This window comes from Chitinophaga sp. XS-30 (assembly GCF_008086345.1).
Taxonomy (GTDB): Bacteria; Bacteroidota; Bacteroidia; order Chitinophagales; family Chitinophagaceae; genus Chitinophaga.
Genome location: NZ_CP043006.1, coordinates 5108611 through 5123897, shown reverse-complemented (window position 1 = coordinate 5123897; position 15287 = coordinate 5108611). Strand labels below are relative to the sequence as shown.

The 15287-nt window shown below is 53.8% G+C and carries 10 protein-coding genes; 1 reads left to right on the top strand and 9 read right to left on the bottom strand.

The features are described from left to right. The first annotated feature begins 99 nt into the window (after window positions 1-99). Window positions 100-1302: a bifunctional 3,4-dihydroxy-2-butanone-4-phosphate synthase/GTP cyclohydrolase II gene (locus FW415_RS20610; protein WP_148388798.1), complete on the top strand. Its 1203-nt coding sequence runs from the start codon at window positions 100-102 to the stop codon at window positions 1300-1302. A gap of 261 nt (window positions 1303-1563) precedes the next feature. On the opposite strand, the gene FW415_RS20605 is transcribed toward FW415_RS20610, so the two are convergent. The 9 genes from FW415_RS20605 to ggt form a co-directional block, all read right to left on the bottom strand. After that, entirely contained in the window at window positions 1564-6378 is a 4815-nt protein-coding gene (locus FW415_RS20605; RefSeq protein ID WP_148388796.1) for a translocation/assembly module TamB domain-containing protein, read from the bottom strand. Between the two features lie 87 nt (window positions 6379-6465). Continuing rightward, window positions 6466-7191: a LytTR family DNA-binding domain-containing protein gene (locus FW415_RS20600; RefSeq protein ID WP_148388794.1), complete on the bottom strand. Its 726-nt coding sequence runs from the start codon at window positions 7189-7191 to the stop codon at window positions 6466-6468. Beyond that, window positions 7184-8272, bottom strand: coding sequence for a sensor histidine kinase (locus tag FW415_RS20595; protein WP_148388792.1), 1089 nt, complete (start codon window positions 8270-8272; stop codon window positions 7184-7186). The genes FW415_RS20600 and FW415_RS20595 overlap by 8 nt, the downstream gene beginning before the upstream one ends. Before the next feature lie 43 nt (window positions 8273-8315). After that, window positions 8316-10478: an outer membrane beta-barrel family protein gene (locus FW415_RS20590; RefSeq protein WP_148388790.1), complete on the bottom strand. Its 2163-nt coding sequence runs from the start codon at window positions 10476-10478 to the stop codon at window positions 8316-8318. Window positions 10479-10559: 81 nt separating this feature from the next. Further along, entirely contained in the window at window positions 10560-11441 is an 882-nt protein-coding gene (locus tag FW415_RS20585; RefSeq protein ID WP_148388788.1) for a TraB/GumN family protein, read from the bottom strand. A gap of 6 nt (window positions 11442-11447) precedes the next feature. After that, window positions 11448-12563, bottom strand: a complete 1116-nt coding sequence (locus FW415_RS20580; RefSeq protein ID WP_148388786.1) for an aminotransferase class I/II-fold pyridoxal phosphate-dependent enzyme — start codon at window positions 12561-12563, stop codon at window positions 11448-11450. Between the two features lies 1 nt (window position 12564). Next, window positions 12565-12975, bottom strand: a complete 411-nt coding sequence (locus FW415_RS20575; protein WP_148388785.1) for a hypothetical protein — start codon at window positions 12973-12975, stop codon at window positions 12565-12567. Continuing rightward, window positions 12972-13508, bottom strand: coding sequence for a DUF1572 family protein (locus FW415_RS20570; RefSeq protein ID WP_148388783.1), 537 nt, complete (start codon window positions 13506-13508; stop codon window positions 12972-12974). The genes FW415_RS20575 and FW415_RS20570 overlap by 4 nt, the downstream gene beginning before the upstream one ends. Window positions 13509-13574: 66 nt before the next feature. Then, window positions 13575-15272, bottom strand: coding sequence for a gamma-glutamyltransferase (gene ggt / locus FW415_RS20565; protein ID WP_148388781.1), 1698 nt, complete (start codon window positions 15270-15272; stop codon window positions 13575-13577). Window positions 15273-15287 lie beyond the last annotated feature (15 nt).

The window sequence follows — 15287 nt, the reverse complement described above, 5'->3', positions numbered from 1 at the left end:
ACAGTCCGGTTCTGTTAGCCCGGTGGCACCCACCGGAGGCCCTCAACTACCAACTTTAAATCCTAACTTTGCACATTCTTTTATTTAAGCAAAAACTACATGTTAGATACTATTGAATCCGCCATTGAAGACATCAAGCAGGGGAAACTCGTGATCGTGGTGGACGACGAGGACCGGGAGAATGAAGGGGATTTCATCACCGCAGCCAGGAATGTAACGCCGGAGATCATCAATTTCATGAGCACTTACGGCCGCGGACTGATCTGCGCGCCGCTTGTGGAAGAGCGTTGTGAGGAGCTGGGGCTGGAGATGATGGTGCGGGACAATACGGCTTTACATCAGACCCCTTTCACCGTTTCGGTGGACCTGCTGGGGCATGGCTGTACAACGGGCATTTCGGCCCATGACCGCGCCAAAACGGTACGGGCGCTGATAGACCCCGAAACACGCCCGGAGGAACTGGGCAAACCGGGCCACATCTTTCCGTTGAAAGCCAAAAGCGGCGGCGTACTGCGCCGTACCGGCCATACCGAGGCCACTATTGACCTGGCGCGCCTCGCGGGCTTTGAGCCGGCGGGCGTACTGGTGGAGATCATGAATGAAGATGGTTCCATGGCCAGGCTGCCGCAACTCCTGGAGATCGCGAAAAGGTTCGGCCTCAAACTCATCTCCATTAAAGATCTGATCGAATACCGCCTCCGTACGGAAACCCTCATCGAAGAGGAAGTGCGGGTGCAGATGCCTACCAAATACGGGAACTTTGAACTGGTAGCGTTCAAACAACTCAATACCAACGATATGCATATGGCCCTGAAGAAAGGGGACTGGGAGGCGGGTGAACCGGTATTGGTACGGGTACACTCCAGCTGCTTTACCGGGGATATTCTCCACTCCCTGCGCTGCGACTGCGGGGAGCAATTGCAGGCGGCCATGCAGATGGTGGAAAAAGAAGGAAAAGGCCTTATCCTGTATATGAACCAGGAGGGCCGGGGCATCGGGCTGATGAACAAGCTGAAGGCCTATAAGCTGCAGGAAGAAGGGAAAGATACCGTAGAAGCCAACCTTGAACTGGGTTTCAAGATGGATGAAAGGGATTACGGCGTGGGCGCGCAAATTCTGCGGCACCTGAATGTGACCAAGATGCGGCTGATCACCAACAATCCGCGTAAACGGGCCGGGCTTAACGGATATGGCCTGGAGATCGTGGAGAATGTGGGCATCGAGGTTTGCCCGAATCCTTATAACGAATTCTATCTCAAAACAAAACGGGACAAGCTGGGGCATGAAATACTGAAAGGCTGAAGCCGTTCCTTATCAGATAATTGAGAAGCCGCCTCCTTTAAGGGGCGGTTTTTTTGTTGGTCCCAGGCATTGCATTGGTTTGCATGGGGCGTTTTAGCGCAAGGGTATTGTTGGTTCCAGGCGTTGGTCAGCATGGAGTGCTCTAGCGCAAGGGTATTGCTGATTCCAGGCATTGGTCAGCATGGCGCGTTTTAGCGCAAGGCTATTTAGAAAAGGCGCAAAAGCCTGTATGTAGCAACCGCCCAAACCGCTCCGGCGTCATCAGGGCAACGGGGCGATGGTATTGAGCAAACTGTCCTGCCGCACCCTGTTCAGGCTGTCCTGCCGCTCGCGTATGGCAGCAGCACGGCGAAGGCTGTCCCCCAGCTGGCGTTGCAGCCTGTCCTGGAACAGCTCTCTGAGCACATTGTAGTCCCTTACGTAAGACAGGCCAAGGCCGCTGCGGGTGCGGTTGCCGAGGAGGTATGCATCGTAATCCGTTTTGCTGAAGGCATTCACACGTACGCGGCCGTCCGGCGAAAGCAGGTATTCCAGGCGGAAGTCACCGGCAATATTCTGGGAAGATGAGGAAGCGGTCACGCGGCCCCAGTCGTAGTCCCCGCCTACGTACAGGCGTATGCGGTTGTTGAAGAAATTTTTGGTGATGCCCGCGCTCACAAGGTTCCGGTCAAATGAATTGCTCACATCCGTATTGAAGTTATAGGCGGTATAATTGACGTTAAAGCCTATGCCGGCATTTTTCAGGAAAGTATTGGACAGGTTGTTGAGGATCGCGGAGGCTTGTGCGCTCAGGGCCTGGCCTACGCTGTTCTTGCCGGTCACCGTTACATTGGCTCCCCCGCCACCGTCCGGCGGCTGGAACTGGCCTGCGGCGAGCAGGAAGTACATCTGGTAGAGCGCCTGGTTCTGGTCCTGGTTGATCTCTTTCAGTCTTGCCGCAATGCTGCTTTCATAGGAAAGAGAGCCTACTTCCGGCAGGGTGATCTCGTAGGCGATGTCCGGCTGCATCAATGCTCCGCGAAGGTTCAGATTGATATCTACCCGTTCGGAACGGTTAAGCAGGTCGTTGTTGTCCCGGGAAGAGCCGGAAGTATAGGCGGCGGAAGACAGGTTGTATAGACTTACTTTCGGCAGGGTGTACCTGGCAGTGATGTTCAGCCTGGCATCCGCGGGATCGCCGTTCCAGATGATGGTGCTGTTCTGGTCGATATCGAACTTCCAGTTGGCGAAACGCGAGAGCGAGAAATTGTAGGTCCCCTGGTTGATCACGTAGTTGCCGTACATGGTAAAGTCTCCGTCCAGGTTCACGTTCATGGTAAGATTGCCGGTGCCGTTGGCGGAGATCATATCGTTGGTGGTGGCATTGAGGATCACATCGATCTGTGCATCGGGATTGGCGGCAATGTCCAGCTTCACATTGAGTTTTATTTCACTTTTCTTTTTCGGTTCCTGTACAACGGTGCCGTATTGCCTGAAATTGATGAACTCGTGCTTGCCTACGTCCTTGCTGTCAGAGATAGGAAGACGAAAGTGCGTTCCGCGAAGCGGGCGGGCCAGCACCCGCAGCTGGAGGTCATTCAGCGGGCCGGAGAAATATACCCTGCCTTGTGCGATCACATCGCCGTAATACAGACTGTTGTCCTGCATGCCGGTATTGAGGAAGAGGAATTGCTGGGCGCTCACATCCATCTCGAAATTCATATCGTAAAAGTTCTGATGGCTGATAAAGCCATTCACCCTGGCTTCGTTGTTAAATTTATCGATCAGGGTGAAAGGGTGCATCTCTATCAGGTTGTCATCCATGTTATGCACATGCAGCAGGGGGATCTTGTAGTAGGTGCCAAGATAATTCACTTTCATCCCTATATCTTCCACTTTTACCGATCCGCGGAAAGACGGCTTGTCCGTTGTGCCGGTGACGGTGAGTTTGCCGGTGGCTTTTCCGGAAAGGTTGCTGACGTATTCGCCCAGGTATTTCTCCAGGAGGGAGATGGAGGCGCCGTTCAACTCCGTGGAGGCGTCCACCGCCTTGTTGCTGGCTGAGATGCCTACGCTCCCTTTGGCCATGAACCTGCCGAGGGAGTTGTCCGACTTCACATCGAAACCAACTGTTCCAAGTTTGTTGTCGTAGCTGCCTTTCAGTTCTACCAGGCCGAGGGAGTCATTATCGATCCGGAGCTGCGTGGCTTTGATATCCGCATCTATCGCCAGCTGTTCAAAGGGGTCTATGATATTGATCGTACCGTTAGCCAGCCCTTCTATCCGCGTAGCGGTAATGCCTGCGGGGATCACATCCGCAAGGTTGATATCTTTCAATGCGATCATGAACCGGGATTCATCCGGGTTAAATTCGTTGGTGCTGATGGTGATGCTCTGGAGGTTGCGGGAAATGCGCAGGTTGTTCACGGTAAGGAAATGCTTGCTCCAGTACACTTCGTTCCCGGGCGTCATGCTCCACTGACGGCCGTTTACCGTAAAATTGCTGTTGAGGAAATTCACCTTTACCCCGTCGCCTACGGTGATCACCCGGGCGTAGAAACCATCCAGGTCCGCCGTGTCAGCGGCTTTAAGGTCTACTTTGATGAAAGAGGTGTCCCGCCCGGAACTGGCGAGTATCAGGGGATTGGTGAATATACTGCTGTCCCTGAACAGTACGTTGCCAATGCTGGTGCTTACATCTATCTTCCGGAAATCGCCGTTTGCCTTGAGCAGCAGATTATTTACGCCAAAGTCCGTATAGGCGGCATAGGGAATGGCCGCATTCACGTTCACCTGCCCGGTGAGCGTGTTCAGTGCGCCGGAGATCTGTGTGCCGTTCAGGCCTTTGATATCGTCCGTAAAAGCCCGCAGCAGTTTGTCCACTTCCCCGAATTCGAAGGAGAATGTAAAGTCCTGCCCCGCATTGGCCATCGGCGGAGAGGTGAAAAAGCTGGGGTAATATTTGTTGAGGAACAGGCGGAAAGCGTTCGGCAGCTCCATAAAGCTGTAGGAGCCCCGCACATATCCCTGTACTTCGCTGCCGGCGATGTGCAGGGTTTTCTGGTCGTTTTCGATGTCTGTGCTGATGGACAGGGAGTCGAATTCCACGCGGCTCTGGTTCTTGAACAGTGACACATCGTACAGCCGGGCGATACCATCGAAGTTGTCGATGTTGCTGCCTGCAAAGTTCAGGTCTGCCTTGGCCTGCAGGGTGATGGAATCTTCTGTGAGATGCAGGGCTTTCAGGTCGCTGTTGCGGATCTCCGAATAGAACTGGAAGACGGGCAGCCGGCTGTTGAAGTCGATCGTACCGGTAAAATCCATGTCCAGGTTGGGATCATTCACGGTGAGGGCGCCGTTGAAGAACTTCTGGTTCATTTCCCCGGCGGTTTTCAGGTTCACATAATCGTATCCCCGCAGCCCGATCTTTTGTATGTCTGCATCCAGGGATGCCTTGAGGGTCTGGAAGTTAAAGCCCTCGCCCTGTACGCGGGCGCTCATGGTGAGGGTGGATACGATCTCGTTATCCAGCAGGGTGCCTACATTGAATTCGCTGGTGTTGAGCCGTCCGGAGTACACCGGTACATCCCCGCTGGTCTTGAAGTTGATATCTGAATCCAGGTTGCCGAGGTTGGTCTGGAATTTCCCGTAAGCCACGAAGTCATTCACGAAGCCCACGAAAGACCCCTGGAAGTGCAGGCTGGAGATCAGGTCTGTCCGCAGTTGCTCCACATTTTTCAGCAGGGGAAAGAACTGCCGGAGGTCATGCCCGCTGGTGATCAGCTCTTTGGCTACGATCTCCATATAGGTCTCGTTGATATAGGGCAGCCCGCGCATGTCCACATTCCCGGAGAACCGGGTGTTGTTGCCGCCTTTGAGGAAGAGACTGTCGGCGGACAGGTTGCTGACGGGACCGTCCACCCGCCCGTTCACCGTGATCTCCGTATCCCAGGATGACAGCGGGGGAGCGAAATAGGCGATATCGTCGGAGGACAGGCGGGTATTCCGGAAACGGGCGCGCATGGTCACGGCATCCACGAAGTCGTTCATATCGCTCAGGTCCTCATATTGCATGGTGAAGTAGTCGCGGATGTGGCTGCTATTGGTCTCCAGATCGAGATCATTGAACTCCATTTCTACGGGAGACATCTTGAAGCTGCTCGTCAGCTGCTTCACTTCAAACCCGCTGCGCTCCCTGGTGGAGAGCCGGAGGTCCGCATAAATGCTGTCCTGCACGATGCGGCTGTTGGAAAGTGTGAGGTTGATCTCTCCGAAGCGGATCTGCCCGGGATCGAAGCTGCCTTCTTCGGGAGGAATGGTGTCCTGCAGGTTGTCCACCCCGAACAGGCCGTCTTTGATCACAACGGATTTGATGATCAGCTTCCAGTTGGCGGCATTCCAGCGCAGGGGAACGGGGCTGAGGGTGTCCGGCGCCGGCGCGGCCACGGTGGCGGGCAGGGGCGGAGGACGTTTAATGCGGGAAGCTTTGTAGCTGCTCACAATGAAAACCGGTTTGTCGAGTGCCAGTTCATTGATCAGCACATCATGCGCACGGAGGTCCAGCCGCTGGGCATCCAGGAAGATGCGGTCTGCCGATACCGCCATATCCTCGCCTACCCAGGCGTCCCTGATATTGAATTTTACGCGTTGCAGGTCCACCTGCTTCAGATCGAGCGAAATGCCGGAGGACTTTTTCTTTGCGGGTTTGGCGGAGGGCGCAGCGCCGAACTGATCGACGAGGAACTGATAATTCCAGACGGAATCACCTTTGGGGCGGACGAGATTGACCCGGGCATCTTCCAGGCCTATGAATTTGAGCACCGGCTTGTCCTGAATGAAGAACCAGTCCGTGATCCGCAGCTGCAGGGCGCCTGCATAAAGCAGGGTATCCTTGTGCAGGTCTTCGATGTACGTTCCTTCCAGCCGCATGCTGTTGAACAGGCGGAAATTGACGTAGCTGATCTCTACCTTTGTGTTCAGTTGCCTGGACAGGCGTTTGGTCACCTGCTGCACCAGCACGTTCTGTACAGCGGGAACATTGATGAGGATGGTGACCAGCAATAACAAGCCCAGCAAACTCAACAGCGCGATGGTCAATATTTTACGTGCTTTTCTCAGGGAACTCCGGTTTATTCAGACAAAAATAGGTATTCGCAAAATGTTTGCCAATTGAATATCCCGGTATTACTTCCTGTTTGTCATGATCTTTCCTTTCATCAGGTTCATAAAAGCTTCGCGGTAGGTATCGCCGACAGGCACGGTTTCTTTTGTATGCTCCAGGTGCACCACATTGCCTTCAATCATCCGGATGCAGGCGGTGGAAAGGAGGAATGACTTGTGTGTTCTGGCGAACTCCCCCGCCGGCAGGCGTTCTTCGAGGTCTTTCATGTTCAGCAGGGCAATAATGCCTTCCCCCTGGCGGGTGTGTATCTTCACGTAATTCTTCAAGCCTTCTATGAACACGATGTCTTTGATATTTATTTTGATCAGCTTGCCTTTTTGTTCCGTTTTTACAAAGATGAAATCGCTTTCCTCCTTCGGGGCGGCCGGTGGCGGTTGGATGAGGGTAAGCGCGCGCTGGGCGCCTTTGATGAAACGGGCGAAGGAAATGGGTTTGAGCAGGTAGTCTACGATCTCATGCTCGAATCCTTCCATGGCGTATTCGCTGTAGGCTGTGGTGAGAATGACCTTGCTCCGGCCATTGATGGCCTTGATGAAATCGATACCGCTCATGGATGGCATCTGTACGTCCAGGAAGATCAGGTCCACTTTATGCTGATGCAGCAACTGCAGGCCCTCCAGGGGTTCGGTGGTGGAGTAGAGCAGGTTCAGGAAGGGCGTCTGCTGAATATGATGGGTCAGCAGGTCTATGGCATGCTGCTCATCGTCGATAATGATGCAATTAATCATGGATGGTCAATTCTGCTGTGTAAAAATCCTCTTTTTCTGTTACTGCAAAGGTATGCTTATCCCCGTACATCAGCTGCAGCCGCTGCCTGACGTTATTGAGGCCGATGCCGGTGGACAGTTCCTTCGGGCCGGTTTTCTTTTTATTCCGGATGTAGCAATATATCTTTTCGCTGTTTGATTCCGTTCTGATCACCAGCGGATTACGGGCATCCAGAAGGTCGCCGTGCTTGAAAGCGTTCTCTACCAGTGTAATGAGGACCAGCGGAGTGATACGGGCATCCGGCCTTTCGATCTGCTCGCTGTACTGGATGTTCAGCTTGTTGTTGAACCGCATCTGGTTGATGGCGATCACATTTTTCATATGGGTGATCTCCTTTGTCAGCTCCACTTTGCCTTCCGCATCTTCCTCCTTGCCCAGTGCGTAACGCATGATGTCGGACAACAGCAGTACCGCATGGGAAACCTCTTCGCTCAGCGGCACCGTCTTGCTGTAAATGAAACTCAGGGAATTGAAGAGGAAATGCGGGTTGATCTGGTATTTGATGGCGGACAGCTCTGCATCCATCTTCTGTTTTTCCAGTTCTTTCTGCCGCCGGGTACGAAGGTTGAAATCGATGAAGAAGGCCACCACGAAGGAGACGATCAGTGTGAAGAAATAAACGATAAGGTTGCTGATGGTGAAGAACAGGAATTTCTGCTCCCGCATGAACTTTTCGATATTAGGCGAACCGCCGCCGCTTGTGCTGTAATCGATCCGTTCATATTCAAACAACGCCGTGAAACTGAATTTGACCAGGAATACCGAGAACACTACCCATACGAACTGCCAGCTTTTCCGTTTGTTCAGCAGGGGCAGGCAGGCGTGGAAGATCAGCAGGTAGAAGGTGAAAACAAACTCCACCGTTCCCCGTATGGAGTGGACGTAGAAGCCGCCGAAGGGCTTGTACGATCTTTCCGCGAGATTGGGGTCCAGCTTGTAAACCAGGACGAACACGAGCACCTGGTAAATGGCTGCTATCACGAACAGTGGTAATAATCTTTTCCATTCCGATCTGAAAAAAGCCTTGATCTCTGGCAACATGAAGTAATGTATTGCTTTGGTTCAAAAGTAATCAATCCCGTGATCACATGGTTTGCGTATTGGTACGGCCGGCTTCGGCTTCAATTTTGCTCTTGCGCGTTTTGTTCTGTTTCACGTTGCTGTTGCCGAACCTGTAGTTAAAGGTAAGGTTTACCACCCGTGTATCGGTGTTCATTTTGCTGAGATTGTTGATGGTGCCGTATTTCACTTCAAAGCGGTTTTGCCGGGTGTTGAGAATGTCGTTAACGGCCAGTTTGAGGGAACCCTTGCCTTTCAATACATTCTTGCGCAGGCCGAAGTCGATATACCCCACCGTTTTCAGGGAGGCGTACCCGAAAGTGAAGGGTGTCTGTATGGCGCCGCCCAGTTCTGCGGTCATGCCCGCGGGCAGGGTGAGGGCGTTCTGGGTGTTGAGCATGGCGCCGAAGTTCTTCTTTTTATACTCCAGCCCGTCCAGCATGGTATTTACATCCATATACAGCCCCGTCAGCGTCCAGGTGGTGCGGAGCTTTTTGAACACCTGTTTGGTGAATACAATGTTGGCGTAGGCCACATTGAAGGAGGCCTGGTTGTCGAAACTGCTCACGAGGATGCGGGTTTCGGGGTCCTGGCGGAATACCATGCTGAGGTTGTCTTTACTGCGGGTAAAGCCCAGGGTGGTGAACAGCTGGTATTTGTGGCTCCAGGTCAGGTCTACCGCGTGGTTCAGCACCGGCCTGATATCCGGGTTCCCCTGCATGTACGTATAGGCGTTCTTGTAAGTGATGAACGGGTTCACGATCTCGTACCCGAAACGGTTGATGCTCTTCCGGTAGGAGAGGCTGAACTGGTTCATGGCATCTTTTGCGTAGCTGATGCTTGCGCTGGGGAAGAGCTGCACATAGTCGCGGCGGAACTTCTGTGCAATAGTGAGACTGTTCCCGCTGGCATAGGTATGTTCCGCTCTCAGTACCGTGTTGAAGGTAAATTGTTTGATGGTCTTGCTCAGCCCCGCATATGCAGCGTTGACATTTTCCCGGTAGATGAAGTGGTTCGTTTTGCCCGCATCGTTCTGCCAGTCATCCCCCACTTTGTTTTCCCAGATCATATCGTTATCCGTTTTGGTGAAGGTGGTTTTCAGCCCGGCTTCCAGCTTTGCGAAGGCAAAGGTCTGCGTATAGTCGGCACTCAGGGAGTACAGGCGGATGTCTGAAATGGAATTGTTGCGGATATAGGCCGCCTCGCCGATGGGCAGTTTTACGGCATCGAGGTACCGGGCATTAAAGGCATCATCCCAGTCTTTGCTGTAGGAAAAGTAGTCTGCATTGATGCTCAGTTCGTTCTTTTTCTTTTCGCTGCCGGTTTTGAAATATACGTTCAGGGATGGGTTGACGATGGATTGCCGCCCATCCGCGAGCTGGAAGAATGTGGAGTCTCCGCCGGCATTGAGGGCGGTATTGTTCTCCGCCCATCGCCCGCGGTTGCTGAACGAGCCTTTGAGCAGGATACCTGCCGCGGTGTTTTTGGAAAAATCCACATCCGCCCCGGCTTTCAGGTTATGCGAATGGCGGTTGTCCCGGGCATAATCACTGTCTTCCAGCGTGTAAGCATCGGGGAACAGGCGGTCTGAGGTCGTATGGGTGAACTGCCGGGCATACAGGTGATCGTAGCTGCCATAGAAGTTCACTTTGCTGTTGCTGCGGTGATTGAGCGTGAACCCTTCGGATGTGCGGGGATAGCGCCCGAAGCCTGCACTGAGGTTGAGGGTGCCGTTGGTGCCGAAATCCTTGCTTTTCAGCATTTTGATATTGATGATAGCGGCGCCCTGGGCATCATATTTTGTGGAGGGGTTGCTCATCAGTTCCAGCTTGTCGATGCTGCCTGCGGGGGTGCTGTTGAGGAAGGTTTTCAGGTCTTCTCCGGCAAGACGGCTGGGGCGGCCGTCGATATATACGGTAACGGATTTGCCGTTCAGCTGAAGGTTGTCTGTATTGTCAGCGATCACACCGGGGGCTTTCTGCAGCACTTCCCAGGCGGTAGCGCCCGCAGCTGTGGCGGATTTGCTGACATTCATCACCATGGTACCGCCCTGCATGGTGATCACAGGAGCGGTGGCGGTAACATTGACTTCCTTCAGCTGTTTTACCGGCGGAACGGAGTCCTTTTTTTGTTGCGCCTGGGCGCTGAGGGTTAGAATGGAGGCGGAGAGGAGGGTTATAAGTTTCATATTGGTCAGATTGATGACACAAACTTATACTCCGCCCCGGGGGCAGGGAAATTTAATACACCAATTGGTGTTTTGGATGTATCAACGCTGGCCGGAAGAGGAAATCGTATTCGGGATGGGCTCGACTTTATACCCCTTTTTGCGTAGCAGCTCCACCACGCCCTGATCCCCGCCGAGGTGCATGGCGCCGCAGGCGAAGAGTGTGGTTTCTTTCTGTGCGGCTTTTTCTATGACCGGGATCCAGTTGCGGTTGCGGTCATATACCATGACATCTTCATAACCGGCCATATCGGGGGTTTCTTTGATGAAGTCGTGTATCTTGCTGATGTCCTGCTGCCGGTAGGCCGCTACGATACGGGTGAAATAGTCCCGCTGCTTTTCCATGTCGTTCACATAATCCATGATCATGCGGCTTTCGGTACTATCGGCCATCTCGTCGAACACATTGATCTGATCGTCCAGCTTTTCGAGGCCTTCTACCGTTTTGTTCTGCTCTTTCGCCATCGTCAGGAAGGTCATTTCGTAGGAAGCGGGAACAGGGCAGCGCAGCGCCCGCTGCATGATGGTAGACATGATCATCATGGGCTTCATTTGCTGGAAGAAGGTGATATCCATCTTCATGCTGTCTTTCAGGTATTGTTTAAGCCGGGCAAAATCTTCCGGCTTGAAAATATTCTCCAGTTTGTAATCTTCATCCGTTTCCTGCATGGCTTTCATCAGCCCGCTCATCAGCGCCGGATCGTCCATATCCATTTCGAGGTAAACGGTTTTGGCTGCTGAAAAGGCTTTTTTCAGTTCTTCGGATACAAAAAAGTCATCCGGACAGATCAGATGGATGGTGCCGAAGAGATAGGAGGGTTGCGGCAGGTCTTTGCCGGAGATCCTGTACAGCAGCGAATGCTGTGCAAAAGTGGGTAACAGCAACAGGAGGAGCGCGATGGTAACGATAGTTCTTCTGAGCATGATGTTTTATTGGATGGATGAATAGAATCGGGTGAGGTGTTCTGCCAGTATCTCCAGGTCTGACGGCGTATGGAGGGCGGACAGGATGATGCGGTTGATCCTGGCCCCTTGCGGGTCCGGATAGGCAAAGGAGGATATCAGCGTATCCAGGTTCAGGAGGTATTCATATATATGCTGATGCGTGTCCAGCTGAACGGTATGCCGCTCGTCCTGCTGCGTTTTCTCATCTGTAGCGGTTTCGCGGATGGCGAATACCGGGAGCGGATGCGTATGCTGCAGTGCGGGAATACCGGCGGTGAGGTTCGCGAAGGTCTGGATGCGCTGCCGCAGTGTTCTCCGGGCGGTAGCAAAGACCTCCCGGGCATGGAGGAAAGCATGGGCATTCGCGGGTATCATGGGCGTGCTGGCCGTGAACAGCGGCAGTTTCCGGATGGCGGCGATGTCCGCCGCATGGCCGGCAATGAAACCGCCCTCCAGGCTGAAAGCTTTGGCCAGCGAGGCGGTAATGAGGTAATGCAGGGCCGGGTTTTCCGGGAGCGAGGCAGTGATGCCTTCGCCTTCATCGCCCAGCAACCCTACGCCGTGGGAATCATCCAGCAGCACCAGTACTTTTTTCCGGATCAGCTGCAGGGGAGAAAAGTCGTGAATAGTGGCTGTCAGCGGGTGAACGGCGTCACATACCAGTACATAGCGGTGATCATCGCCCTGGTTCACTATATCGATAATATTCGAAAGCCAGTCCTGTACCGATCCTTCGGGCAGCTGTGCGCCGGGGTAGCAGATCGCGGGATGTACGCCGGGCGCGTATAGCAGCTCGCCTTTGCCGTGGGCATAGGTAACAGCAGCCTGCGCGGCGAGGTAACCGGAGGAGAAGCACACGGCGGACTGCCGGTGCAGCAGCGTGGCCAGGGCATGCTCCAGTTCTTCGTATAGCCTTAGCTGCAAGTTCGATATGCGGGACGAAGGGTGCACGCTGCCGAACCTGGCGGTGCCTGCGGCCAGCAATTCCCGGAAAGCCGGTGAGGCATGCATGCCCAGGTAGCTGAAGCCGGAAAAGAAAAGGAAGCTCCTGCCGTCTATCATGGCCGTTCTGCCGGGTGTTGTATCTGTGATCCGGGTCATATTACTGTTTCCTGGTATGAAGGATGAAATGATAATCGCCGGATTTGACTTTCATGTCAAAGGACTGTTCATCCAGTTTCACCACTTCTACCAGGTGTTCCGCATCGCGGGAGCCATTGGGGGAAGTGATGGAAATAATGCGGCCGTTGCTGATGAGCCGGTATCTCCCGGTATCCGGTTGACCGGCAATGGTGGCGATGAACAGGCCATCGTCCAGGAACTGGTAGAACACATCGCTGTAATAACCGCTTTTCAGATCTTTTGCTTGCGTGACCTGTACGAGGTTGTAGGGGTCTCCCGGGGGAACGCTTACATTCTCGACCTTCCATTTTTTATGCTGCAGCAGCGCATTGGTTTTGCCGGACCCGCAGGCTGTCAGCGCCAGCGCTATCCCGATGATGAAATATCTCATTTGCCGGATGCTTTTTCCTGGTTGAATTGCTGCGAACCGCCTTTGGGAATGGAAAGGCTTTCCCAGTTTTCCTGTTTCATGATCTTGCCGAGGTAAAGGATCTGGCCGATGTGATAGGGATAATGCGCGAGCTGCCGGTTCAGGGCGTCCATCACGCTATGCGGTTCCGTGCGGATGTAGATGGTCTTTGCCAGGTCACCTTCCTGCAGGCTGTTCAATGTTGCCATCAGGCAATCCCATCCTTTTTCCCATATTTCCAGCATGGCGGCCTTTGTGCCGGTGGGCTGGTCATCCGTGAATTCTGCGTCCCTCTCGCGCCAGGGCTTTTCTCCGTCGGAGGTGAGAAAATCCGTAAAGCGGGAAAGCATGTTGCCGCTCATGTGTTTTACGATGATGTAGATATTGTTGGGCTCACCGGCAGGTTGCCAGTGCAGCTGTTCATCATTCAGCTGTGCAAACGTCTTCTCCGCCAGTACTTTATATCCAAGCAGGCGTTTCTTCAGGCTGTCCAGGTAAATTTCTGCAACTGTCATGTCCATAATATGATGTCTTTCAAAAATACAATTCGTTGGGGACAATTCATGAGGACATTGTGCCGGTTAATACCCCGCAGCGCTGTCATCCCCTCTTTTATCGCCTACGGCTTCTATGCGGCCATCGGGGTGTATGCGGATGAGTTCCGTTCTGCCGATGGGCGACCGCGGAACGATCCTGTAGCCCATCTGTTTCAGCGCCTGTTGCGTACTGTCCGGGAAGTCCCTTTCCACATGCACAATGTCCGGCAGCCATTGATGATGGAATTTGGGAGCATTTACGGTCTGGTCCGCATCCAGCCCGAACACCAGTGCATTAAGCAGGGTCTGGAAAACGGAGGTGATGATGGTGGAGCCGCCGGGCGTACCCGTGATGAGCACAGGTTTATTGTCTTTGATCACGATGGTGGGCGTCATGGAACTGAGCATGCGTTTACCGGGCTGAATGGCATTGGCTTCCGCGCCTACGAGGCCATACATATTAGGCGTGCCGGGCTTGATGCTGAAATCGTCCATTTCATTATTGAGGAAAAAACCGGCGCCTCCCACCACTACCTTGCTGCCATAACCGCCGTTGAGCGTGGTGGTCACGGATACGGCATTGCCTTCTTTGTCGATCACACAGAGATGGGTGGTTTCCGTGCTTTCCGGCGCCACTTTTCCCGCTGCGGTATTTTCGCTTTGTGAAGCCTTTCCGGGGGTGAAGGTCTGCATTCTTTCCTGCAGATATGCCGCAGTGGTGATGGCAGTTACCGGTACTTTCACAAAATCCCTGTCGCCCAGGAAATGGGCCCTGTCCGCATACGCCCGCCGTTCCGCTTCAATCATCAGCTGTACGCTTTTTGCGCTGTGAAAACCCCATGTTTCCAGCGGGAACGGTTCCACCATGCCCAGCATCTGCTGTAGCCCGATGCCGCCGCTGCTGGGGAGGGGCATCGTCAGCACGGTGTAGCCCCGGAAATCGAACAGCATCGGCTGACGTTCTTTAGCTTCATATTTTTTAAGATCCGTTTTGCTGATGATGCCGCCGCCGCGTTGCATTTCCGCAACGATCTTTTCCGCTGTTTCACCCTGATAGAAGCCTTTCCGGCCTTTCCGGGCGATCAGCTGCAGGGTGCGGGCCAGGTCTTTCTGCACGAGGGTGTCCCCGGTTTTCCAGGGGCGGTCTTTCACAAAAGCGGTGGGAGCGGTGTTGAGCCGCAGGATGTTTTCCCGGAGCCTGTTCAGTCCGGATGCTTCATCTTCCGTGATCACAAAACCTTTTTCCGCCAGCTGAATGGCGGGAGCGGCGAGGCGGGCAAAAGGCAACCGGGCGTATTTATGGGAAGCGAACAGGCCGGCCACCGTACCGGGAACTCCTGCCGCCAGGTGCCCATCCATACTGCTGCGTGGCCGCACGACGCCGCTGTCATCCAGGTACATATCGCGGTGCGATCCGGCCGGAGCTTTCTCCCGGTAATCAATAGCGAGCGTTTTGCCGTCCTGCAACCGCGCTACGAGAAAACCTCCTCCGCCAAGATTGCCTGCCTGCGGATATACGACAGCCAATGCAAGCTGTGTTGCGATTGCAGCATCTACCGCATTACCACCCTGCTGCATGATCATCACACCGGCCTGGCTCGCCAGCGGATGGGCGGAAACCACGGCATAGTGGCTGGCATTCAGCTGTTTATTGATGGAATACTGATAAGGAGTCAGCACCTGTTGCGCTGCCAACGCGGCGGGCAGGGTCAGAAATATAGACAAGATCAGAGTAGAGCGCATAAAACGTGCTGTTTG